General features: G+C 73.1%; 22 protein-coding genes and 1 pseudogene. 7 read left to right on the top strand and 16 right to left on the bottom strand.

The window, feature by feature from the left end; genetic code table 11:
• The 3 genes and pseudogenes from A6A27_RS14365 to A6A27_RS14375 all read left to right on the top strand — a co-directional run.
• Window positions 1–280, top strand: a pseudogene (locus A6A27_RS14365) (hypothetical protein); the annotation flags it as partial.
• A gap of 14 nt (window positions 281–294) precedes the next feature.
• Window positions 295–933, top strand: coding sequence for an alpha/beta hydrolase (locus A6A27_RS14370; protein ID WP_198940304.1), 639 nt, complete (start codon window positions 295–297; stop codon window positions 931–933).
• A gap of 54 nt (window positions 934–987) precedes the next feature.
• On the top strand, window positions 988–1,578 hold the full coding sequence (locus tag A6A27_RS14375) for a pyridoxamine 5'-phosphate oxidase family protein (RefSeq protein ID WP_073835105.1): 591 nt from the start codon (window positions 988–990) through the stop codon (window positions 1,576–1,578).
• An 11-nt stretch (window positions 1,579–1,589) separates the two neighbouring features.
• Here A6A27_RS14375 and A6A27_RS14380 read toward each other — a convergent pair whose 3' ends face one another.
• Window positions 1,590–3,071 (bottom strand): peptide MFS transporter, encoded by a 1,482-nt coding sequence (locus A6A27_RS14380; protein ID WP_073835221.1) that lies wholly within the window; start codon window positions 3,069–3,071, stop codon window positions 1,590–1,592.
• 223 nt (window positions 3,072–3,294) lie between these two features.
• On the opposite strand from A6A27_RS14380, the gene A6A27_RS14385 reads away from it, so the two are divergent.
• Complete coding sequence (locus A6A27_RS14385) at window positions 3,295–3,636, top strand: RNA polymerase-binding protein RbpA (RefSeq protein WP_046564157.1); 342 nt, start codon at window positions 3,295–3,297, stop codon at window positions 3,634–3,636.
• Window positions 3,637–3,699: 63 nt separating this feature from the next.
• Here the strand turns inward: A6A27_RS14385 and A6A27_RS14390 are convergent, their stop codons facing one another.
• The 3 genes from A6A27_RS14390 to lnt are packed head-to-tail and all read right to left on the bottom strand — an operon-like array spanning window position 3,700 to window position 6,697.
• Window positions 3,700–4,221: an FxsA family protein gene (locus tag A6A27_RS14390; protein WP_073835106.1), complete on the bottom strand. Its 522-nt coding sequence runs from the start codon at window positions 4,219–4,221 to the stop codon at window positions 3,700–3,702.
• 54 nt (window positions 4,222–4,275) lie between these two features.
• Window positions 4,276–5,070 (bottom strand): polyprenol monophosphomannose synthase, encoded by a 795-nt coding sequence (locus A6A27_RS14395; RefSeq protein ID WP_073835107.1) that lies wholly within the window; start codon window positions 5,068–5,070, stop codon window positions 4,276–4,278.
• Between the two features lie 22 nt (window positions 5,071–5,092).
• Entirely contained in the window at window positions 5,093–6,697 is a 1,605-nt protein-coding gene (gene lnt / locus A6A27_RS14400; RefSeq protein WP_073835222.1) for an apolipoprotein N-acyltransferase, read from the bottom strand.
• Between the two features lie 232 nt (window positions 6,698–6,929).
• On the opposite strand from lnt, the gene A6A27_RS14410 reads away from it, so the two are divergent.
• Window positions 6,930–8,219 (top strand): low temperature requirement protein A, encoded by a 1,290-nt coding sequence (locus A6A27_RS14410; protein ID WP_073835109.1) that lies wholly within the window; start codon window positions 6,930–6,932, stop codon window positions 8,217–8,219.
• Between the two features lie 411 nt (window positions 8,220–8,630).
• On the opposite strand, the gene A6A27_RS14415 is transcribed toward A6A27_RS14410, so the two are convergent.
• The 6 genes from A6A27_RS14415 to A6A27_RS14440 are packed head-to-tail and all read right to left on the bottom strand — an operon-like array spanning window position 8,631 to window position 15,296.
• Window positions 8,631–9,968 (bottom strand): glutamate mutase L, encoded by a 1,338-nt coding sequence (locus A6A27_RS14415; protein ID WP_073835110.1) that lies wholly within the window; start codon window positions 9,966–9,968, stop codon window positions 8,631–8,633.
• Window positions 9,965–10,357 (bottom strand): hotdog domain-containing protein, encoded by a 393-nt coding sequence (locus tag A6A27_RS14420; protein ID WP_073835111.1) that lies wholly within the window; start codon window positions 10,355–10,357, stop codon window positions 9,965–9,967. Before A6A27_RS14420 ends, A6A27_RS14415 begins: the two co-directional genes overlap by 4 nt.
• The gene (locus tag A6A27_RS14425) at window positions 10,354–11,115 is read right to left on the bottom strand and encodes an OAM dimerization domain-containing protein (RefSeq protein WP_073835112.1); all 762 of its coding nucleotides are present in this window, start codon (window positions 11,113–11,115) and stop codon (window positions 10,354–10,356) included. The genes A6A27_RS14420 and A6A27_RS14425 overlap by 4 nt, the downstream gene beginning before the upstream one ends.
• Window positions 11,112–12,674 (bottom strand): lysine 5,6-aminomutase subunit alpha, encoded by a 1,563-nt coding sequence (locus A6A27_RS14430; RefSeq protein ID WP_073835113.1) that lies wholly within the window; start codon window positions 12,672–12,674, stop codon window positions 11,112–11,114. The genes A6A27_RS14425 and A6A27_RS14430 overlap by 4 nt, the downstream gene beginning before the upstream one ends.
• On the bottom strand, window positions 12,671–14,242 hold the full coding sequence (locus A6A27_RS14435; RefSeq protein WP_073835114.1) for an amidohydrolase: 1,572 nt from the start codon (window positions 14,240–14,242) through the stop codon (window positions 12,671–12,673). The genes A6A27_RS14430 and A6A27_RS14435 overlap by 4 nt, the downstream gene beginning before the upstream one ends.
• A 4-nt stretch (window positions 14,243–14,246) precedes the next feature.
• The gene (locus A6A27_RS14440; protein ID WP_198940309.1) at window positions 14,247–15,296 is read right to left on the bottom strand and encodes a zinc-binding alcohol dehydrogenase; all 1,050 of its coding nucleotides are present in this window, start codon (window positions 15,294–15,296) and stop codon (window positions 14,247–14,249) included.
• A 158-nt stretch (window positions 15,297–15,454) separates the two neighbouring features.
• Here A6A27_RS14440 and A6A27_RS14445 point away from each other — a divergent pair, with 158 nt between their 5' ends.
• On the top strand, window positions 15,455–16,861 hold the full coding sequence (locus A6A27_RS14445; RefSeq protein WP_073835116.1) for a KamA family radical SAM protein: 1,407 nt from the start codon (window positions 15,455–15,457) through the stop codon (window positions 16,859–16,861).
• A gap of 69 nt (window positions 16,862–16,930) precedes the next feature.
• On the opposite strand, the gene A6A27_RS14450 is transcribed toward A6A27_RS14445, so the two are convergent.
• From A6A27_RS14450 to A6A27_RS14460, 3 genes are all read right to left on the bottom strand, one after another.
• Complete coding sequence (locus tag A6A27_RS14450; RefSeq protein ID WP_073835117.1) at window positions 16,931–17,266, bottom strand: YnfA family protein; 336 nt, start codon at window positions 17,264–17,266, stop codon at window positions 16,931–16,933.
• Window positions 17,267–17,367: 101 nt separating this feature from the next.
• On the bottom strand, window positions 17,368–17,562 hold the full coding sequence (locus A6A27_RS43135) for a hypothetical protein (protein WP_073835118.1): 195 nt from the start codon (window positions 17,560–17,562) through the stop codon (window positions 17,368–17,370).
• Window positions 17,563–17,797: 235 nt separating this feature from the next.
• Window positions 17,798–17,974 carry a CsbD family protein gene (locus A6A27_RS14460; RefSeq protein ID WP_073835119.1) on the bottom strand — a complete coding sequence of 59 codons (177 nt, stop codon included), beginning with the start codon at window positions 17,972–17,974 and terminating at the stop codon, window positions 17,798–17,800.
• A gap of 172 nt (window positions 17,975–18,146) precedes the next feature.
• Here A6A27_RS14460 and A6A27_RS14465 point away from each other — a divergent pair, with 172 nt between their 5' ends.
• Window positions 18,147–18,758, top strand: coding sequence for a histidine phosphatase family protein (locus A6A27_RS14465; protein ID WP_073835120.1), 612 nt, complete (start codon window positions 18,147–18,149; stop codon window positions 18,756–18,758).
• On the opposite strand, the gene A6A27_RS14470 is transcribed toward A6A27_RS14465, so the two are convergent.
• The 3 genes from A6A27_RS14470 to A6A27_RS14480 form a co-directional block, all read right to left on the bottom strand.
• Window positions 18,688–19,194 (bottom strand): Lrp/AsnC family transcriptional regulator, encoded by a 507-nt coding sequence (locus A6A27_RS14470; RefSeq protein ID WP_073835121.1) that lies wholly within the window; start codon window positions 19,192–19,194, stop codon window positions 18,688–18,690. The two genes, A6A27_RS14465 and A6A27_RS14470, sit on opposite strands and share 71 nt — an antisense overlap.
• 92 nt (window positions 19,195–19,286) lie before the next feature.
• Window positions 19,287–20,429 carry an acyl-CoA dehydrogenase family protein gene (locus A6A27_RS14475; protein WP_073835122.1) on the bottom strand — a complete coding sequence of 381 codons (1,143 nt, stop codon included), beginning with the start codon at window positions 20,427–20,429 and terminating at the stop codon, window positions 19,287–19,289.
• Window positions 20,426–21,541 (bottom strand): M24 family metallopeptidase, encoded by a 1,116-nt coding sequence (locus A6A27_RS14480; protein WP_073835123.1) that lies wholly within the window; start codon window positions 21,539–21,541, stop codon window positions 20,426–20,428. Before A6A27_RS14480 ends, A6A27_RS14475 begins: the two co-directional genes overlap by 4 nt.
• Window positions 21,542–21,568: the final 27 nt, after the last annotated feature.

Here is a 21,568-nt window from a genome sequence, read left to right on the forward strand (position 1 = left end):
GGAGCGGGCCGAGGCCGCCCGGGCGGAGAGCGTCGCGGCGGGCGCGGCGGCGCGGCAGGAGGCGGCGGCCCGCGCCGGCGAGCGGGACGCCCTCGCCGCAGACCTGGCGGCCGCGCGGGAGGCCGCCGGCGCCGCCGAGGCTCGGCTGGCCGAGCTGACGGTACGGCTGCGCGCCGCCGAAACCGACCGCGACGCGGCGCAGCGGCGGGCCGCCCAGCTGGCCGACCAGGTCAGCGACCTGGCCACCGCCCTGGCGAGGCTCGGCGCCCGCGACACCTGACGTATTTTGGTTGAATGCACAACCACATGACGTTCCCGCCGCCGGTGGCGGCCACCGCCGGCAACCCCGACCCGGCGGCCCCGCTGGTCGTGCTGCTGCACGGCCGCGGCAGCCACGAGCAGGAGATCCTCTCCCTGGCCGGCCACCTGCCCGCCGGCCCGGCGTACGCGGCGGTCCGCGCGCCGATCGCCGAGGGCGGCGGCTACGCCTGGTTCGCCAACCGGGGCGTCGGCCGCCCGGTCGCCGCATCGTTACGCGCCGCCATGGGCTGGTTCCGCCGCTGGCTCGACGAGGTGGCCCCCGCCGGCCGGCCGGTGGCGCTGGTCGGTTTCAGCGGCGGCGCCGCGTTCGCCGGTGGCCTGCTGCTCGACGACCCGGCCCGGTATGCCGGCGCCGCGATCCTCTACGGCACCCTGCCGTTCGACGCCGGGGTGCCCACCACGCCCGACCGGCTGGCCGGGGTGCCCGTGTTCGTGGCCCAGGGCGAGCACGACACCGTCATCCCCCGCGAGCTGCTCGACCGCACCTGGGCGTACCTGCGCGGCGAGTCCGGCGCGGCCGCCACGGCCCGCCGTGACCCGGTCGGCCACCAGATCGCCCCGCCCGCCCTGACCGGCCTGTCCGACTGGCTGCGGGAGCGGCTGCCCGCCTGATCACGGGCTGGGACGGGGCGGCGCCGACAGCCCGGCGACGGCGATGATGCGGGTGTGGGAAAGACGTACGAGCGCATCGACGGTCGGCTGCGCACCTTCATCGAGGCGCAGCCGATGTTCTTCACCGCCACCGCCCCCCTGGCCGGCGACGGCACCGTCAACCTGTCCCCGAAGGGCCTGCGCGGCTGCCTCGCGGTGCTCGACGAGCACACGGTCGCCTACCTCGACTTCGCCGGCAGCAACGCGGAGACCATCGCCCACCTGCGGGAGAACGGCCGCATCACGCTGATGTGGTGCGCGTTCACCGGCCCGCCGAACATCGTGCGGGTGCACGGACGCGGCGAGCCGGTGTTCCGCGACGATCCCCGCTGGGCGGACCTGCTGCGCCACTTCCCCGACATCGACGCCAGCGTGCACGGGCTGCGGGCGATCATCGTGGTCCGCGCCGACCTGATCCGCGACACCTGCGGGTACGCGGTCCCGCTGATGACCTACGACGCGGACCGCGACCTGCACGGCCGGCGGTTCGCCCGGGAGGACGACGCGTCGCTGAGCGCCTACTTCGCCGGCAAGCCGCACATCGCCACCAGCATCGACGGGCTGCCCGGCCTGCCGCTGCCGCTGCCACCCACCCCGGCGGCCTGACCCCTGGCACGTCAGTGGATGCCGGCCATCAGGTGCCGGATGTGCCGGGTGAACATCACCGCGCTCACCCCCAGCACCACCGACGCGAGCCCGAAGGTGAGGAAGTACGTCGACTCCGACCAGGTCCCGGCCAGCCGGGCCACCTGGCCACCGATCGCGTCACCCACGGCGGTGGCGAGGAACCACAGCCCCATCATCTGACTGGCGTACTTGACCGGGGCCAGCTTCGTGGTGGCCGACAGGCCCACCGGGCTCAGCGACAGCTCACCGGCGACCTGGATGGCGTACACGGCCACCAGCCACCACGGCGACACCAGCTCGCCGCCGACGGCGGCCCGGGCGGCGGCGGCCATCAGCACGAACGACAGGCCGTTGAGGACCAGCCCGACGGCGAACTTCATCGGCGTGGACACCCGGTGCCCCAGCTTCAGCCACAGCCAGGCGGCCAGCGGCGCCCCGATGATGATCAGGATCGGGTTCACCGACTGCAGCCAGGACGCCGGGAACGTGAAGCCGAGCGCGTTCCGGTTGGTCTTCTCGGCGGCGAAGATGTTCAGCACCGACCCGGCCTGGTCGTAGATCAGCCAGAACGCGGCCGCGAACACGAACAGCCACAGGTACGCCTTCATCCGGCTGCGTTCGGTCCGGCTGATCTCCCGGTCGGTGAGGATCCGGGCGAAGTAGCCGATGGCCACCAGCACGGTGACCAGGGTGAGCAGGTTGACCACGGTGTTGACGGTGAACAGTCCGGTCACGGCGAGCGCGGCCAGCACCGCCAGCGCCACCACGACGACCACGCCGATGCGGGTCAGCGCCCGCCGCCGGTCGGCCCCGAGCAGCGGGTCGACCGGACGCGCGCCGGCCTCCCCGAGGTTCCGCCGGCCCAGCACGTACTGCAGGACGCCGAAGGTCATCCCGATCGCGGCGGCGCCGAACCCCAAATGCCAGTTGATCTTCTCGCCGAGGAAACCGGTGACCAGCGGCGCGATGAACCCGCCCAGATTGATACCCATGTAGAAGATGGAGAAGCCGGCGTCGCGGCGCGGGGAGTCCCGGTCGTACAGGTCGCCGACCATGGTGGAGATGTTGGGTTTGAGCAGGCCCGTGCCGAGCACGATCAGGGTCATGCCGGCGAACACGCTCCACCTTGCCGGCACCGCCATCACGTAGTGGCCGGCGGCGATGACGATACCGCCCCACAGCACGCTGCGCCGGGCGCCGAGCAGCCGGTCGGCGACCCAGCCGCCGGGCAGCGCCATCAGGTAGACCATCGCGTTGTAGGTGCCGTACACGGCGTTGGCGGTGGTTTCCGGGATGGCCAGGCCGTCGTCGGCGACGGCCGCGGTCAGGTACAGCACCAGGATCGCCCGCATGCCGTAGAAGCTGAACCGCTCCCACATCTCGGTGAGGAACAGCGTCGACAGCGCCCGGGGGTGGCCGAAAAACGTCTTCCCCCCGGGCGGTCGGGCGTCTATCGGCGCGTCACTGGTCATCGTCACCTCCCGCACACCTGCGGCGGCTAACATCCCCAATGACAGCCAAATCACTCCACCCATTCGACCCGGCCGGGGACGACCCCGCCGGGCACCTGTCATGGCCGGCTACTCTTGCAGGGTCCCGACCGATGCGGGCCGGTTCCGCGTGGGCGGGAATGGCCGGGCGGGCAGGGACCGTTACACCGAGAAGACCAGCACCACGAACGAGGGGAAGCCGATCATGGGCGAGCGCATGCTGCGCGGAAGCCGCCTGGGCGCGGTCAGCTACGAATCCGACCGCAACACGGAGCTCGCGCCGCGTCAGACCCGCGAGTACCTCTGCGCCAAGGGGCACCAGTTCGAGGTGCCGTTCGCCGTAGACGCCGAGGTCCCGACGACCTGGGAGTGCAAGTTCGACGGCAGCGTCGCCCGACTGGTCGACGGCAGCGAGCCGGAGCAGAAGAAGGCCAAGCCGCCGCGTACCCACTGGGACATGCTGCTGGAGCGGCGCTCCATCGCCGAACTGGAGGACATCCTCGCCGAGCGGCTCCAGGAGGTCCGCACCCGCCGCGGCCGCGCCTGAGCGCACCAACGACCGAAGCGCCCCCGGGGATCACCCCGGGGGCGCTTCGTCACATCTGCGCGGTTACGACCGGCCCGGCTCGATGATCTCCCCCTCAATGGGCCGGCCCGGCTCGACAACCGGCGGCTGCTGCTGCGGAGCCGGCGGTGGCTGCGGCGCGCCCCGGTACACCCGAACCCGGCGCGGGCCGAACAGGTCACCGGCGACCATCGACGACACCCGGCCCTCGGCGAGACGTTGCACCCCGACCCGGGTCAGCCGCCGCACCGGCGGCACCAGCAACAGCAGCCCCACCGCGCCGCTGAGCAGGCCGGGCAGCGCCAGCAGCAGCGCCCCCAGCAGACCCACCAGCCCGTCGGTGACCTGCCGCCCCGGCGGCTGCCCGGACTCCACGGCGGCCCGGAAACCCCGCCAAGCCCGAACCCCCTCCCGGCGCAGCAGCACCAGGCCGAGCAGGGACGCCGCGAACACCAGCAGCAGCGCCGCCCCGAACCCGACGCCCCGCCCCACCAGGACGAACACGGTCAGCTCCAGCACCGCGAGCAGCAGCAGGGCCGGCGGCACGTACCTCAGTCCTCGGCGCATCTCACCTCACAAGCCAGGGTGTCATCACGCCCCTCCAGCATGACACGCCCGCGCTCACGGCCACCGCGCCAACTCGGCGGGGGCGCCCCGACGCACCGACGGACGCCGGTCCCGCAGCCCCCAGCTGGTGATCCGCCACAACGCCTCGGCCATGATCAACGGGCTCATCTTGCTGTCGCCGTGCTCCCGCTCGACGAACGTGATCGGCACCTCCACGATCCGCACCCCAGCCCGGTGGGCCAGCCGGGACAGCTCGACCTGGAACGCGTACCCCTGCGAGCACACCGAGTCCAGGTCGATGGCGTCCAGCGCGGTCGTCCGGTACACCCGGTAGCCGCCGGTGGCGTCGGAGACCGGCATGCCCAACGCCAGCCGCGTGTACAGGTTGGCGCAGCGGGACAGCAGCAGCCGCCGCAGCGGCCAGTTCAGCACCCGCGCGCCGCGGGTCCACCGGGAGCCGATCACCACGTCGGCGTCGCGGGCCGCGGCCAGCAGCGCCGGCAGGTCCTCCGGGGCGTGCGAGCCGTCGGCGTCCATCTCCACCACGGCGTCGTAGCCGCGCTGCCGGGCCCAGGCGAAACCGGCCAGGTAGGCCGCGCCGAGGCCGTCCTTGCCCTGCCGGTGCAGCACGTGCACGTGCGGGTCGGTACGGGACAGCCCGTCGGCGATCGCGCCGGTGCCGTCGGGGCTGTTGTCGTCGGCGACGAGGATGTCCACCGCCGGCGCGGCCTCGCGGACCCGCGCGACGATCGTCCGGACGTTGTCGGCCTCGTTGTAGGTGGGGATGACCACCAGCACCCGGCCCACCCCGGGATGGCCGGCCGTGCGTTTCCCGGCTGCCACGCCCACCTCGTACCGCCCTTCCCTCGTCCTACCCCGGGGTGACCTCCCGCCGCCGACGCAGCACCGCCGCGCCGGCCAGCGCCGCCACGGCCAGCGCCGCGAGAGCCACCTCCGGCCACACCCCCGCCCGGGTGGCCGGGGTACGCCCGTGCCCGAGCTGCAACTGCCGGACCACCACTGCCGCGGCGTTGAACCCGGTGGCCCCGTCTACCCGCCCGACGGGGGAAACGAACCCGGACACGCCGACCGTGGAGGCCATCAACGCCGCACGGCCGTGCTCGACGGCACGAAGCCGCACCATGGCCAACTGCTGGCGGGCCTCCGCCGCGTCGAAGGTGGCGTTGTTGGTCTGCACCACCAGCAGCTGCCCGCCGCCGGTGACGGTGTCCCTGACAAGGCCGTCGTAGGCGACCTCGAAGCAGATCACGTCGCCGAGGGTGATCGCTCCGGCGTTGAGCACGCCGGGGGCGGCGCCGGGCACGAAGTCGGCGCGGACCCGGTCGACCTGGTCGCTGACCATCCGGGCGATCTTGCGTAGCGGCACGTACTCGGCGAACGGCACCGGATGCCGCTTGACATACAGCTGCCCGAGGTCCGGGCCGGTGCCGGGCCGCCACACCAGCCCGGCGTTGCGGACCTGCCCGGCGTCGGGGCCGAGCAGCACCGCGCCGATCAGGATCGGCGCGCCGATCGCGTCGGCGGCCTGGGAGATACGGTCCGCGGCGTCCGGGTTGCGCAGCGGGTCGATGTCACTGGAATTCTCCGGCCACACCACCAGGTCGGGGCGGCGTTGCGTACCGGCGGTGACCTGCTGCGCCAGTCGCAGGGTCGCGTCGACGTGGTTGTTGAGCACGGCCTGCCGCTGGGCGTTGAAGTCCAGCCCGAGGCGGGGCACGTTGCCCTGCACGATGGCGACGGTGACGGTGTCCCCGCCGCCGCGCACCCCGACCGGGACGGCCGACCCGGCGGCGAGCAGGGCCGCCAGCGCGGCGGCGAGCCCCGCCACGGGCCGCCAGTGCCCGGCGGGCCGGCGCCAGTCCCGCCAGGCGGCGGTGACGAGCAGCCCGCCGGCCAGCGCGACGGCGCAGGTGACCAGCGGGGCGCCGCCGAGGGCGGCCAGCCGCAGCAGCGGGGAGGTGTCCTGGCTGAACGCCAGCCGCCCCCACGGGAACCCGCCGAACGGGGTGCGGTCCCGCAGCGCCTCCTGCGCCACCCACAGCACCCCGGTCAGCAGCGGCCACGCCGCCCGGTGCCGGTCGACCAGCGGGGACACCCAGGCGGTGGCCGCGCCGAGCAGCGCCACGTAGCCGGCCTGCAGCAGGGACAGCAGGATCCACGGCAGGGCGCCGGTGTGCAGGTTGGTCCACTCCAGCAGCGGCGCGAACAGCGCCAGCCCGGTGAGGAAACCCAGCCCCGCGCCGGCGCGCAGCCGCCGCCGGTGCGCCGCCGCCGCGAGCAGCGCCACCCCGACCGGCGCCAGCGGCCACACCCCGTACGGGGGGAACGCGACCAGCAGGGCCAGCCCGGCCGCGACGGCCAGCGGCGCGGCCACCCGCAGCGGCAGCGGACGGGGCCCCGCCACCTCGTGTGCCCCGTGCGGGACACGCACCTCTTCCCGGTCCAGCGTCGTCACCGGCACCTCACCACGATCACGCGCCGAAGGCTACCCGCCCGGCCCGGCCGCCGGCCCGTGACCCGGGGAGGCAGCCCACGGCAGGATCGGGGCGTCGTGGATGAAACACGCCAGCACGGTGGTGGCCAGGTCGAGCAGGCACCGGTGTTCGCGGCGGCCAGGCCGGCCGCCGCGCGTCCAGGTTCGGCGGCTTTTCCACGCGGCGGCGGCCGGCGCTGCCAGACTCGGCAGCATGAGCGCAGGCCAGTGGCGGGGTCGCATCCTGCCTGCCGCGCCGGGGTCCGGCGTGACCCGCCTGGAGTTGTTCTACGACCTGGTGTTCGTGCTGTCGTTCCTCAACGTCACCGTCCTGCTGGCGGCGAGCCTGAGCGTGCGCACGCTGCTCGCCGGGCTCGTGGTGCTGGCCCTGCTGTGGTGGTGCTGGGTCTCGTTCGCCGCCCTCGGCAACGTGGTCCGCACCGACCAGGGGGTGCTGCCGCTGATCGGCGTGGTGACGGTGGTCGCCCTGTTCGTGCTCAACCTGAGCCTGCCGCAGGCGTTCACCAGCCGTCCCGGTGGGCCACCCGGCCCGCTCGTCTTCGCCGCCTGCTACCTGATCATCCGGGCGGTGCAGGTGCTGGTGGTGCTGACCCGCGCCGACGCCCCAGGCCGCGCGGCGCTGCGGTTCGGGCTGCCGCTGCTGGCCAGCGTGACGCTCATCGTGGTCGCCGGAGCGCTGCCGCAACAGCCGGGGGTCGGGCCGACCTGGCTGCGGGTGGCGCTGTGGGCGGCCGCCGTGGTCATCGAGTTCACCGCCGGGGGCCGGATCCGCAACGTCGGCCTGGCAGTGGTCTCCGCCGCCCACTGGGCGGAACGGTACGCGCTGATCCTGCTCATCGCGCTCGGCGAGTCGATCATCTCGCTGGGGCTGGGCCCCAAACCGGCCGTCGGCCTGCCGCTCAGCTGGGCGGTGATCGTGGCGTCGGTGTTCGGCGTCACCACCATCGCGGCGCTGTGGTGGATGTACTTCGACACCCTGGCGCCGGCCCTGGAACAGAAGCTGCACCGCACCCGCGACGTCGACAAACGGACGGCCTTCGCCCGGGACGTCTACGCGTATCTGCATCTGCCGTTGGTCGTCGGGATCATCCTGTTCGCCCTGGGCCTGAAACGCTATCTCGCCGTGATCGCCGACCCGCATGTCGACCCGTGGCGGGTGCGGGCTGTCGGCCTGGACAACCGGGTGCTGTTCGCCGGCGTGATCATCTACATCGTGGGCCTGCTGGCGCTGTGGGTGCGGGCCACCCACCGGGTCCGGCTGCTGCCGACCGTGACGGTGGTGGCGCTGGCCGTCGTGCTGCTGCCCGCGGGCCTCCTGCCGGCGGTCGCCGGCCTGGCGGTGCTCGCCGCGGCCTGCGTCGCGCTGGTGCTGGCCGGGCTGCGCACCAGCGACCCGCTGCGCCGCCACGTCCGGCAGGTCGCGCTACAGGAGCAGATCGCCACCGAGCAGGAACAGTCCGAGTGGCGCCGCCGCCACCTGTGACAGCGCAACGAAAATCGGGGCGCGGCTCGCGCCGCGCCCCGATGCTCCCAGGCCCTTCCCGGCCGGTGGGGCGAGAATGAGCGGCGCCGACCTTCGGACCGACCGGACGCGGACTGGCTGCCCCCGCCTGGCCGTTGTCTACTGGCCGTGCCTTTCACCCTGCCCGTACACCGGTAACCGCGGCCGGTTCGCGCCGCCCCGCCGACCCCCGCCCGCTGGACCTGGCCGCCGCAACCACTCGGGTCGCTCGGCCAGCGGACGAAGGGACGAAGCGAACAACAGCCGCTTCCCGTGGTAGGACTCAAAGACGGTACGGCGTGCACCCCCGCCGCTGTCAACCCACCCCGGCCTGTCGTGTGTTGCGCCACGGCGTGTCGCGTCGGCGCGTCTCGATCCGTGCCGGGTGGCGGCTCAGTCTCCGCCGAGATGCCGGCGCAGCAGCCGGGCCGCCGCTTCCGGGTGGTCGGCGGCGAGAAGCCCACCGGCCGCGAGGACGTAGTCGACGTCGACGACCGCGCGGGCCGCCCGGGGCAGCGGCCACCCCCCGGCGTGGTCGGTGAGCACCGCCGCCAGCACCGCGGCCGCGTCGCCGGCCGGCGCGTGCCGCAGCACCCCACCGGAGCCGACCATCAGCTTCACGTCGCGCAGATCCCGGCCGGCGCGTTCCCCGGTGGCCGCGCCGCGGGCATGCCGGCGCAGCGCCACCGTCGCGGCGAGCCCGGCGATGCGCCGGTCGGCGGCCCGGTCGACGTCGTCGGCGGGCAGGAACCCGGGGTCGGCGGCCCGCACCGCCGCCGCCACGGCCAACTGCTCCTCCTCCCCGAGGGTGAGCAGACGTTCCTCGGCGGCGGCGCGGACCACACCGGGGGCGCTCCACCGCATGCCCAGGTCCCCCTCCACGGTGCGGGCCCGCCACAGGGTGCCGGCGACCTCCCGGCCCGGCCCGCTGTCCCGCTCGTCGGGGGTAAGCACCGAGTACACGTCGGTGGTGGCGCCACCGACGTCGACGACGGCCAAATCCCCGCCGAGCGCGTCGGCGAGGACCTCCACCCCGGTCAGCACCGCGTCGGGGGTGGCCGCCCGCACCAGCCGGGCGAACCGGCCGCCGCGGGACAGCTTCTTCCCCCCGATCACGTGCCGCAGGAACACCTCCCGGATCGCCGCCCGCGCCGGTGCGGGGGCGAGCACCCCGATGCGGGGCAGCACGTTGTCGGCGACGGTCACCGGCACCTTCGCGGCGGCGAGCAGCGCGTACAGGTCGTCGCGGACCTCGACGTTGCCGGCGAGGACCACCGGCACCCGAAAGCGCGCCTTCGCCAGCCGGGTCGCGTTGTGCGTCAACGTCTCCGCGTCACCACCGTCGGTGCCGCCCACGAGCAGCACCACGTCGGGACGGGCGGCGCGCAACGCGGTCAGCTCGGCCGCGCCGAGCCGCCCGGCGGCCACATGCACCACGTTCGCCCCGGCCGACAGCCCCACCCGCCGACCGGCCTGAGCGGTGACGAGCGGCTCGTAGCCGACGACCGCCAGCCGCAGCCCACCACCGGCCGACGAGCACACGTACCAGGGCAGGTCCCGCACCCCGGCGCGGGCGGTGGCCACGCCGACAGCGGCGTCCAGGCCGTGCAGCACGTCCGTGCCAACAGTGGTCGGCGCGGACGCCGCCGCGACCAGCCGGCCGTCGTCGAGGTCGACCACCGCGGCCTTGGTGTACGTGGACCCGACGTCGGCGCAGACGGCGGCGTTCACGCCGCCGAGGGAACGACCACGGTGCCGGTCGCGGTGACCGCCACGATCGGCTCGGCGAGCACCTCAGCGGCGGACTCGCTCCTGTCGGGACGGCCCCGGCACACCACCCGCGCCTCGAAGTCGATGGTGCGGCTGCGGGTGCCCACCCGGGTCACCGTGGCCACCACCTCCAGCACGTCCCCGGCCTTCATCGGCGCCCTGAACTGCACATCCGAGTAGGAGGCGAACAGCCCCTCGTCACCGTCGGTGCGGATACACACCTCGGTGGCGACGTCCCCGAACAAGCCCAGCGCGTACGCCCCGTCGACAAGGTTCCCCGCGTAGTGGGCATGCGAGTACGGCACGTACCGCCGATGCGTCACCGTCAGACCGACACGGGAATCACTCATGCTCTCGCCTTCTTGTTCGTGATCAGGGCGTGGACCAGATAACTGGCCACCTCGCCGGGGGTGGTGCCGCGGCCGAAGATCCGGTCGACACCCAGCTCCCCGGTCATCGTCTCGTCGAAGCGGGGCCCGCCGACGATCAGCAGCGGCCGCTTCCCGGCCGGCATCGCCTCCCGGAACGCCGCGGACATCTCCCGCGTGTTGTGCAGATGCGCGTCACGCTGCGTCACCACCTGCGACACCAACACCGCGTCGGCCTTCTCCCGCCGGGCCGCCTCCACCAGCTCCGGAACGCTGACCTGCGCCCCCAGGTTGCTGACCTTCAACTCCCGGTAGTACTCCAGGCCCTTCTCCCCCGCGATGCCCTTGACGTTGAGGATCGCGTCGATACCGACGGTGTGCGCGTCCGTGCCGATACACGCCCCCACCACCGACAGCTTGCGCCGCAACTTCTGCTTCACCACCGCGTTGACCTCCTTGGCCGACAGCAGCGGGAAGTCCCGTTCCACCACCTGCACCTGCGACAGGTCCACCAGATGGTTCACCCGCCCGTACACCACGAAGAAGGTGAACCCGTCGCCCATCTGCTTGGCGTGCACCAGCATCGCCGGGTCGATGCCCATCTTGTTGGCCAGCTGCACCGCCGCGCCCTCGGCCCGCTTGTCGTGCGGCACCGGCAGCGTGAACGACACCTGCACCATGCCATCGCCGGTGGTGTCCCCGTACGGCCGGACGATCTTCTTTTCCGCCGGGGCCGTCACGGACGGTCTCCTTCCAGGATCTCGGTGGCCGGGTTGTAGTAGTCGGCCTCGTGCTTCGCGACCCCGTCGAGGCCCTTGCCGCGGTCCGCGGGCCGCTTCATGATCCCGAACGTGCCCTCGGCGATCGCCGTGAGCAGCGACTGGTCGCCGATACGGTCGAGCAGGTCGACGGCCTCACCGAGAACCCGGTGGGCACGCTGCTGGATGAACCCGCCCGGCGCGGGCACGAAGTCCTCGTGCAGCCCACCGGAGGCACCCAGCACATACCGCACGTTCTGCAGGGCGATGTCCCGATCGGACAGCCACGGCGTCACCACCGCCTCGGTCATCATGCCGACCAGCAGGATCCCCTGCCCGGTCATGGCACCGACCAGGTTGAAGAACCCATCGAGCAGGTTGCCGCGGAACACGTCCCCGGTCATGTGCTTCGTCGGCGGCATCCACTTCAACGGCGCATCCGGGAACAACTCCCGGGCCAGCAACGCATGCGCCAACTCCAGCCGGAACGACTCCGGCAGATCCGGGTTGATCTCGAACGCGTGCCCCAGCCCCAACTGCCAGTCGGCCAACCCCGCCTCGTGCGCGAAAAACTCGTTGAGCAGCTGCGACACCGTCACCGTGTGCGCCTCGTCGACCGCGTCGGCGGTCGTCAGGTAATTGTCCTCACCGGTGTTGATGATGATCCCGGCACGGGCGTGCACCTGCCGCGAGAACCGCTGGTCGACAAACGTGCGGATCGGATTGATGTCACGGAACAGGATCCCGTACATCGAGTCGTTGAGCATCATGTCCAGCCGCTCCAGACCGGCGAGGGTCGCCATCTCCGGCATGCACAGACCCGACGCGTAGTTCGTCAACCGCACATACCGGCCCAGCTCCCTCGACGACTCGTCCAGGGCGGCCCGCATCAGCCGGAAGTTCTCCTGCGTGGCGTACGTGCCCGCGAACCCCTCCCGGGTAGCGCCCTCCGGCACGTAGTCCAGCAGCGACTGCCCCGTCGAACGGATCACCGCGATGATGTCCGCCCCCGCCCGCGCGGCGGCCTGCGCCTGCGGGATGTCCTCGTAGATGTCGCCCGTCGCCACGATCAGATAGATCCACGGCCGCTGCTTCGGATCCCCGTACCGCTTCACCAGCCGGTCCCGCTCGGCGCGGCGCCGGTCAATCCGCCGCACGCCCGCCGCGACCGCCCGACGGGCCGCCTTCCCAGCCGCGGTCGCCGCCCGGCCCGTGGGCTGGGCAAACCGCACCGACCCCGCCGCGGCCTTCTGCGCCAGCAACGTCACGTCACTGATCTGCTCCCGCGCCAGGGCGTCGAACACCGGCACGGCCACCCCGTGCCCCAGCCCCACATCAGCCACGACCGCGTCGACGAGCCGGTTCACCCACGGAATCCCGTCCGGGTCCGCGCCGGTCACCCCGGCCAGCCGCAGCACCGCCCGCTCCACCGACACGGTGGTGTGGCTGCGCGCCAACTCCACCACCGGCTGCCCGGCGCGGCGCGCCAACTCCCGCGCCCGCGCCACCAGCGCCGGATCCAGCTCAAGCTTGCCGCTCACGCACTACCTTCCTCATAGATCAGCTCACCGCGCAGCACCGTGGCCCGGCACACCGGCAGCGGCGTCGGATCGTCCGCGCCACGCAGCTCCGGATCCTCGGCCTGCAACACCGGCAGACCCCTGTCCACCCCGGCCGGGGTGGACCACACCGCGAACGTCGCCGGCGCGCCCAGGGCCAGGACACCCTCGTTGTCCAGATGCACCGCCCGCCACCCGCCACGGGTGTGCGCGGCGAACGCCGCCCGCACACTCATCCGCTGCACCGGGTTGTGGTGCGCCGCCGCCGCCCGCACCGACCCCCACGGGTCCAGCGGCGTCACCGGCGAATCCGACCCGAACGCCAACGTCACCCCGACCCCGTGCATCGCACCCATCGGGTTGGACTCCAACGACCGCGACAACCCCAGCCGCGACTCGTACATGCGGCCCGCGCCGCCCCACAGCCGGTCGAACGCCGGCTGCATCGACGCGACGATCCCGTACTCCACGAACCCGGCGATCAACCGCTTGTTCATGATCTCCGCGTGCTCCACCCGGTGCCGGGCCAGCCGCAGCCGATCCACCCCCAACTTCTCCGCCGCCTGCGCGAACCCGTCGAGGACCGTGGAGATCGCCGCGTCGCCGATCGCGTGGAAACCACCCTGCAGCCCGTGCGCCGCGCAGTCCAACAGGTGCTCCCGCACCTGCTCGGCGCTCACATACCCGTGCCCGCACCCGCCCGGCTCCCCGTCCAGGTACGCCTGCGACACGTGCGCCGTCCGCGACCCCAGCGCCCCGTCGGCGAACAGGTCACCACCGGCCCCGACCGCGCCCAACTCCCGCGCCCGCGCCGCGCCCAGCAGCTCACCCCAGTACCCGTACACCTCGGGCAGCCCCGCGCCGGAGATGCCCAGCAGCCCGGTGAAGTCCTCCTCGTCGGAGATCTCCGGACCGCCGCACTCGTGCACCGCGGCGATGCCCAGCGACGCGGCGTGCGCCAACGCGGCCCGCTGCGCGGCGACCCGCTGCGGCCGGGTCACCGACGCGAACGCCGCCGCCCGCACCACGTGATGCGCGTCACGCCGCAACCAGCCCGACGGGTCATACCCGGCGGCGACCACCACGTCCGGGCAGGCCGCCAGCAACGCCCGCGACACCAGCGCCGAATGGATCGACGCCTGCGACAGATACACCCGCCGCCCCCCGGCCGCCCGGTCCAGCGCCGCCGCATCCGGCAACGTCCGCTGCGCCCAGGACGACTCGTCCCAGCCGTGCCCCAGCACCACCGCGTCACCCGGCAAGCCCGCCGCGAACCCCGCCACCGCGTCCAGCAGCTCACCCGCCGACCGCACCCCGGACAGGTCCAGACCCGACAGGGCCAGCCCGGTGTCGGTGGCGTGCACGTGGGCGTCCACGAACGCCGGGGTCACCAGCGCACCCGCCAGATCCACCACCCGGCCGGCAGCCGGCGCGTCCGCGTCCGCCCCCAACCAGGCGATCCGGCCGTCCCGCACCAGCAGGGCGGTCGCGCTCGGATCGGCCGGACAGTGCAGCACGCCGCCGCGGTACAACGTCGAGGGGTTCGTCATGGTGTCAGTCTGCCGCCAACCGCGCCTCGAACAGACGACGCACCCCCGGCTCGGCGCGCAGCAGCTCCAACGCCAACTCCGCGTGCCCCGGCACGTACCCGTTGCCGACCAGCATCGTCACGTCCGCCGCCAGGCCCTCCGCGCCCAACGCCGCCGCCGCGAAGCTCGTCGCCATCGAGAAGAAGATCACCGTGCCGCCGTCCTCGGTGGCCAGCACCGCCCCGTGCTCACAGCCGGGCACGTCCACGCACACCACGGTCACGTCCGCCGGCGCACCCAACGCGGTGGTCACCGCCGTGGACAGCCCCACCGGGTCCCGCGCGTCGGCCAACGCGACCACGTCGGCCAGCCCGGCCGCCGTCAGCGCGTCCCGCTCCGCCACCACCGGCACCACCCCGACCGTCCGGCCGGCACCCGCCCGCCGTGCCGCGGCCAGCGACAGCGACCCGCTCTTGCCGGCGCCGCCGATCACCGCCACCCGCACCGGCCGGGCGTCACCGGCCCTCAGCCGGCGCTGCACCTGCTCGTCGACCACCCGCGCGGTCAACGCCGGCGCCCCGCACACGTCCAGCACCGCCAGGGACAGCTCCGGGTGCAGGTCCGCCGGCAGCACCGCCGCGATCGACCGGGCGAACAGGATCGCGTACCCGTCGCACGGCACCTGCTCGCTGCGCCCGTCCCAGCGGGCCAGCCCGTCCAGGATCGTCAGCGGCGTCAGCGTCAACGACACCAGCGTGGCCACCCGGTCACCCGGCGTGAGCCCTAGCGGGGACCGCCGACCAACCTCCTCGACCGTGCCGATCAGCATGCCGCCCGAACCGGTGACCGGATTCTGCATCTTCCCCCGGGCCGAGATGATCTCCAGCACCTCGGCGCGGACCTTCTCCCCGTCACCACCGTGCTTCTCCGACAGCTGCCGGAAGCTCGCCGCGTCGAGGTTCAGCCGCTCCACCCGGATCCGCACCTCGTTCAAGGCGATCCGCGGATCGGCGTCCAGCCGCCAGGCCGCCTGCGGCAGCACCCCCGCGGGTTCCACGACACGGTGCAGTCCCACCGGTGACGTCACGCCGACCCTCCTCCGTCCAGCCGCTCGAAGCCCCTGGCCAGGACTCGCGTCGCGGGAAAACTTCCGGCAGACTAATTTCTTCACCGGATATTTTCCAGTAGCCTTCGTGACCGTTGATCCACCCGCACCGACCAGCAGGAGGGGCCGTGACCCAGACCCAACCGGTGGAGGCCATCCCAGCGCCCCACCCCGCACCGGCCGCGGTCCCCACCGCCGGACAGCCCTACGAATACCGCCGCCGTCCTCTCGTCGAACCCGACTGGACCCGCTTCCCCGGCTGGCGCCACGTCACCCGGGAACAGTGGGAGAACGCCCAGTGGCAGCGCGTCAACTGCGTCAAGAACATCAAGCAGCTGCGCACCGTCCTCGGCGACCTCGTCGACGAGACCTTCTACGCCGACCTCGAGGCCGACCAGAAGGCCCTGGCCACCATGTCCATGCTGGTGCCCCCACAGATGCTCAACACCATGGTGCCGTTCGCGCCCATGACCACCGAGGCCTTCCTCGCCGACCCGGTCCGCCGCTACATGATCCCCGTCGCCTCCGACCGGCGCACCGACTGGCCCTCCCACCCCTACGCCAGCCGCGACAGCCTCCACGAGCACGACATGTGGGTCGCCGAAGGCCTCACCCACCGCTACCCCACCAAGGTCCTCGCCGAACTGCTCTCCACCTGCCCGCAGTACTGCGGCCACTGCACCCGGATGGACCTCGTCGGCAACTCCACCCCCGCCGTCGACAAGCTCAAACTCACCCTCAAGCCCGTCGACCGCTACGACGCCCACATCGCCTACCTCAAGGCCCACCCCGGCGTCCGCGACGTCGTCGTCTCCGGCGGCGACGTGGCCAACGTGCCGTGGAAGAACCTCGAGTCATACCTGATGCGGCTGCTCGAGATCGAAACCATCCGCGACATCCGGCTCGCCACCAAGGCCCTCATGGGCCTCCCCCAGCACTGGCTGCAAACCGACGTCGTCGAAGGCCTGGAGCGGGTCGCCCGCACCGCCGCCCGCCGCGGCGTCAACCTCGCCATCCACACCCACGTCAACCACGCCCAGTCGCTCACCCCGCTGGTCGCCAAAGCCGCCCAGACCGCCCTCGACGTCGGCGTCCGCGACGTCCGCAACCAGGGCGTGCTCATGCGCGGCGTCAACGCCACCACCCCCGACCTGCTCGACCTCTGCTTCGCCCTGCAGGGCGAGGCCGGCATCCTGCCGTACTACTTCTACATGTGCGACATGATCCCCAACGCCGAGCACTGGCGGGTCCCCGTCTGGCACGCCCAGCAACTCCAGCACGACATCATGGGCTACCTGCCCGGCTACGCCACCCCGCGCATCGTCTGCGACGTCCCCTTCGTCGGCAAACGCTGGGTCCACATGCTCACCGAGTACGACCGCGACCGCGGCATCTCCTACTGGACCAAGAACTACCGCACCTCGATCGAGTCCGCCGACCTCGAAGCGCTCAACAAGCGCTACGCCTACTACGACCCGATCGACACCCTGCCCGAAACCGGCCAGGCCTGGTGGGCAGCCCACCGCAACGACTGACCTACGCACCACCCGTCGTCCGGCACCCGCACCACGGGTTGCCGGGCGACGGCGTTCCCGCCGGCTGGATCAGCCGCCCCGCGGCGCGTACATGATCACCGCCACCCCGAGCAGGCAGATCGCCGCGCCCACCACATCCCACCGGTCCGGGCGGAACCCGTCCACCAGCACACCCCACGCCAGCGACCCCGCCACGAACACACCCCCGTACGCGGCCAGGATCCGACCGAAATGCGGGTCCGGCTGGAACGTCGCCACGAACCCGTACACGCCCAGCGCCAGCACCCCGCCGGCCACCCACCACAGCCCCCGATGCTCCCGCCAGCCCTGCCACACCAGCCACGCCCCACCAATCTCGGCCAGGGCAGCCAACACGAACAGCACCAGGGAACGCGCAACCGTCACGCCGCGACCGTAACCCGGCCACCCGGTTGGCCGGCCACCCGCCCACCACACACCGGTGCCCCCGGCACGTCGTACGCGCCAGGGGCACCACCAGGCCGGGGTCAACTCGTGAAGGAGCGACCACTCACGTCCTGCTCGCTCTCCTGGACGCGCTCGCCGGGCCGTCCACCGCGGGCCTCCTCCTGCCGCCCCACCTGCTCCGCCCGCGACCGCTCCTGCCGGGTCATGTCACCCATCCGAGCCCGGGCCGCACCGGCCACCCGCTCGACCCTGTCCTTGGCCTTCTCGGTGCTCATGTCGCCTCCTGCGTCGTTCCCACAGACCGGGGGCCTTCGCCCCTCCCTACCCGCGTCCCCGTCCCTCCGCCCGGAAAACCTCCGCCGGCTCCGGACGAGGCACCTCGAAACGGAACCGGACAACCGGGCCCGGGCGGCGCATCCCGCCCAGAACCAGCCCGTACCCGGGTAGCGGAGGCGACCCAGGACACGCGGCGGCGGGCCCCCGGAGACCGGGAGCCCGCCGCCGTGCGGGTCACTTCTCGAAGTTCTTCACGTTGCGGCCGGCCTCCTTCTGCCGGTCCCGCGCCATGCGCTGCTCGCTGGCGCCCTGTGCCCGCAACCGCTCGTTGTCGGTGGCGTCGCCGATCCGTTCCTTGGCGAGGCCGCTCATCTCCTGGGCCTTGTTCTTGGCCTTGTCGGTGAAGCTCATGGCACTCCCCTTCGCTGGCAACGGTGCCCGGGCCGTTCGGCCCGCTCCCTGACCGCGTCCCCGTGGTCGTCGAGCTGAAACGCCGTTGTTGAACGCGGCGGTGGGCACCATCCCTAGAGCGTCCTAGGACACTAGGTGAACGCGAAACCGCCGTGGCTGGTTAACTGGACGAATGGGAGAGATCCTGCTGATCCGGCACGGGGAGACCACCTGGAGCGCCAGCCACCGGCACACCTCGTACACGGATCTGGAGCTGACCCCCGACGGGGAGCGGCAGGCCCGCGCGCTCGGCGTGCTGCTCGCCGGCCGCCGCTTCGCCCGCGTCCTGTCCAGTCCCCGGCAGCGGGCCACGTGCACCACGCACCTCGCCGGCCTCGACGCCGACGCCACCGACCCCGACCTGGCCGAATGGAACTACGGCGAGTACGAGGGACGCACCACCGCGGACATCCACGAGGAGAACCCGCACTGGAACCTCTGGACCGACGGTGCTCCCGGCGGCGAGTCACCGGCCCAGGTCGGCGAACGCGCGGACCGGGTGCTGGCCGGGATCGCTCCCCTGCTCGACCGGGGCAGCGTCGCCCTGGTCGGCCACGCGCACAGCCTGCGGGTCATCGGCGCCCGCTGGATCGGCCTGCCCCCGTCCGCCGGTGGGCTGCTCCGGCTGGACACCACCACCGTCTCCGTGCTCGGTCACGAGCACGGACGGCAGGTCATCCTGCGTTGGAACCAGCCGGCTCCGCCGCCGCCCGGGAACGACCCCGACCAGGCAGGTCGGCATTGATCTTCGGCGGGCGGTTCTCGTAGGGCGTGGAGAGGACCACGGTGGTGCGCGTGGTGACGTTGGCCGCGGTACGGATCTCCTGCAGCACCCGCTCCAGGTCCGCCGGCCCGGCCACCCGCACCAGCAGCAGGTAGAAGTCCTCCCCCGCCACCGAGTAACACGAGTCGATCTCGGGCAGGTGGGCCAGCCGCTCCGGCGCGTCGTCGGGCTGCGACGGGTCGAACGGCCGGATCGCCACGAACGCGGTCAACGGCAGGTCCAACGCCTCGAACGAGACCCGCGCGGCGTACCCCTTGATGACGCCGCGCTGCTCCAGCCGGCGGACCCGCTGGTGCACAGCGGACACCGACAGCCCCACCTTCTCGGCGAGGTCGGTGTACGACAGCCGACCGTCCCCGGTCAGCGCGGCGACGATGGCCCGGTCGATCTCCTCCACGCGGTGCAACCTACCGGAGAGAACGCTCCCCTGCCGCATCCGGCCCGCCGGGCGTCACGCTCGGTGGGCCGGATGGTCGCCCTCCGCGCCCGTCAGCCCATCCGGAGCGACCGGGCGATGACCAGCCGCTGGATCTGGTTGGTGCCCTCGACGATCTGGAGCACCTTCGCCTCCCGCATGTACCGCTCGACCGGATGGTCGGCGACGTAGCCGGCGCCGCCCAGCACCTGCACCGCGTCGGTGGTCACCCGCATCGCCACGTCGGTCGCGAACAGCTTCGCCTTCGCCGCCTCGATCGAGTACGGTCGGCCGGCGTCGCGCAGCCGCGCCGCGGCCAGCGTGAGCGCGCGGGCCGCCGAGATCTGGGTGGCGGCGTCGGCGAGGATGAAGCCCAGTCCCTGGAACTCGATGATCGGACGGCCGAACTGCTGGCGCTCCTGCGCGTAGCCGGCCGCGTAGTCCAGGGCGGCCTGGGCCAGACCGACCGCGCAGGCGGCGATGCCGAGCCGGCCGGAGTCCAGCGCGGACATGGCGATGGTGAAGCCCTGCCCCTCGCCGCCGACCAGCCGCTCCGCCGGCACCCGGGCCTCGTCGAAGGCGATCTGGGCGACCGGGGAGGCGTGCAGCCCCATGGTCCGCTCGGCGGCCTGCGGGTGGATCCCCGGGTTGTTCCGGTCGGCCAGCAGGCAGGAGATGCCCTTCGGGCCGGGACCGCCGGTGCGGCAGAAGATGTTGTAGAAGTCGGCGACCCGGGCGTGGGTGATCCACGCCTTGGTGCCGGAGACCACATAGTCGTCGCCGTCGCGGACCGCCTTGGTGGTCAGGGCCGCCGCGTCCGAGCCGCCCTGCGGCTCCGAGAGGCAGTAGGCACCGAGCAGTTCCCCGCCGATCATGTCGGGCAACAGCTTGCGCTGCTCGTCGGTGCCGAACTGGGCGAGCGGGTAGCAGGACAGGGTATGCACGCTGACCGCCTCGGCGACCGCGAGCCAGCGGCTGGCCAGGATCTCCAGCACCTGCAGGTAGACCTCGTACGGCTGGGCGGCGCCGCCGTGCTCCTCGGCGTACGGCAGGCCGAGCAGCCCGGCCCGGCCCAGGGTGCGCAGCACCTCACGGGGGAACTCGGCGCGCTCCTCGAAGCCGGCGGCCTTCGGGGCGAGCTCCCGATCGGCGAGTTCGGTGGCGAGGTCCAGCAGGTCGTGGGCCTCGTCGGTGGGGAGGATCCGGTCGACAGTCATAGCGCGATGAGCTCCGTGGGGGTGGTGTTGAGCCGTTGCCCGCCGTCCGTCGTGCAGACGACGATGTCCTCGATCCGGGCGCCGTGCCGCCCGGCGAGGTAGATACCGGGTTCGACCGAGAAAGCCATGCCGGCCTCCAGCGGTCGCGGGTTGCCGGCCACGACGTACGGTTCCTCGTGGGTGTCCAGGCCGATGCCGTGGCCGGTGCGGTGCAGGAAGGCGTCGCCGTAGCCGGCGGCGCTGATCACGTCCCGGGCCGCCGCGTCGACCGCCTCGGCGGTCACCCCGGGCCGCACCGCCGCCACCGCCGCCCGCTGGGCCGCGTGCAGCACCGCGTAGTAGTCGGTGAACTCGGCCGGGGCGGGACCGCTGGTGACGTACGTGCGGGTGCAGTCGGAGCGGTAGCCCGACGGCATGGTGCCGCCGATGTCGACCACGACGGGCTCCCCGGCCCGGATCGGCCGGTCGGACGTGCCGTGGTGCGGGCTGGCGCCGTTCGGCCCGGCGGCGACGATGACGAAGTCCACGTTGACGTGGCCGGCCGCGCGGATCGCGGCGGCGATGTCGGCGGCGACCTCGGCCTCGGTCCGGCCGGGACGCAGCCACTCCCCCATCCGTCGGTGCACCGCGTCGATCGCGGCGCCCGCCTCGGCGAGGGCCGCCACCTCGGCGGGCGACTTGCGGATCCGCAACTCCCGCAGCACCTCGGACGCGAGGCGCTGGGCGGCGTCGGGCAGCGCGGCGCGCAGCGCGAGCACCTGCTCGGCCCACATCCGGTCGGCCAGCCCCACCGTCGCCACCGGGCCGGGCAGCGCCGCCCGGACCAGGGGGTACGGGTCGGTGCCGTCGGCGTGGTCGACGATCCGCACGCCGGTGGCCGGGGCGGGGGACGCCTCGGCGGCCGGGCGCTCCAGGACCGGCACGATCAGGGTTGGTTCGCCCGCGGCCGGGAGCACCAGGCAGGTCAGCCGCTCCCCCTCGTGCGCGTCGTAGCCGGTCAGGTAGCGCAGGTCGGAGCCGGGCGTGAGCAGCAGCGCGTCCAGGCCCGCTGCGGCGGTGGCGCGCTGGGCGGCGGCCAGCCGCGCGGCCGGGTAAAGTTCGTCGGTCCCCACCCCGTGAGCTTAACGGTCGTTTGGGCC

Source organism: Micromonospora sp. CB01531, assembly GCF_001905095.1.
Classification (GTDB): domain Bacteria; phylum Actinomycetota; class Actinomycetes; order Mycobacteriales; family Micromonosporaceae; genus Micromonospora.

Bases quoted from the DNA above. Each gene is read 5' to 3' on its own strand.
- A6A27_RS14370 (WP_198940304.1), top strand. From the start codon at position 295: ATGCACAACCACATGACGTTCCCGCCGCCGGTGGCGGCCACCGCCGGC.
- A6A27_RS14380 (WP_073835221.1), bottom strand. From the start codon at position 3,071: ATGACCAGTGACGCGCCGATAGACGCCCGACCGCCCGGGGGGAAGACG.
- A6A27_RS14385 (WP_046564157.1), top strand. From the start codon at position 3,295: ATGGGCGAGCGCATGCTGCGCGGAAGCCGCCTGGGCGCGGTCAGCTAC.
- A6A27_RS14390 (WP_073835106.1), bottom strand. From the start codon at position 4,221: ATGCGCCGAGGACTGAGGTACGTGCCGCCGGCCCTGCTGCTGCTCGCG.
- A6A27_RS14410 (WP_073835109.1), top strand. From the start codon at position 6,930: ATGAGCGCAGGCCAGTGGCGGGGTCGCATCCTGCCTGCCGCGCCGGGG.
- A6A27_RS14420 (WP_073835111.1), bottom strand. From the start codon at position 10,357: ATGAGTGATTCCCGTGTCGGTCTGACGGTGACGCATCGGCGGTACGTG.
- A6A27_RS14435 (WP_073835114.1), bottom strand. From the start codon at position 14,242: ATGACGAACCCCTCGACGTTGTACCGCGGCGGCGTGCTGCACTGTCCG.
- A6A27_RS43135 (WP_073835118.1), bottom strand. From the start codon at position 17,562: ATGAGCACCGAGAAGGCCAAGGACAGGGTCGAGCGGGTGGCCGGTGCG.
- A6A27_RS14460 (WP_073835119.1), bottom strand. From the start codon at position 17,974: ATGAGCTTCACCGACAAGGCCAAGAACAAGGCCCAGGAGATGAGCGGC.
- A6A27_RS14465 (WP_073835120.1), top strand. From the start codon at position 18,147: ATGGGAGAGATCCTGCTGATCCGGCACGGGGAGACCACCTGGAGCGCC.
- A6A27_RS14475 (WP_073835122.1), bottom strand. From the start codon at position 20,429: ATGACTGTCGACCGGATCCTCCCCACCGACGAGGCCCACGACCTGCTG.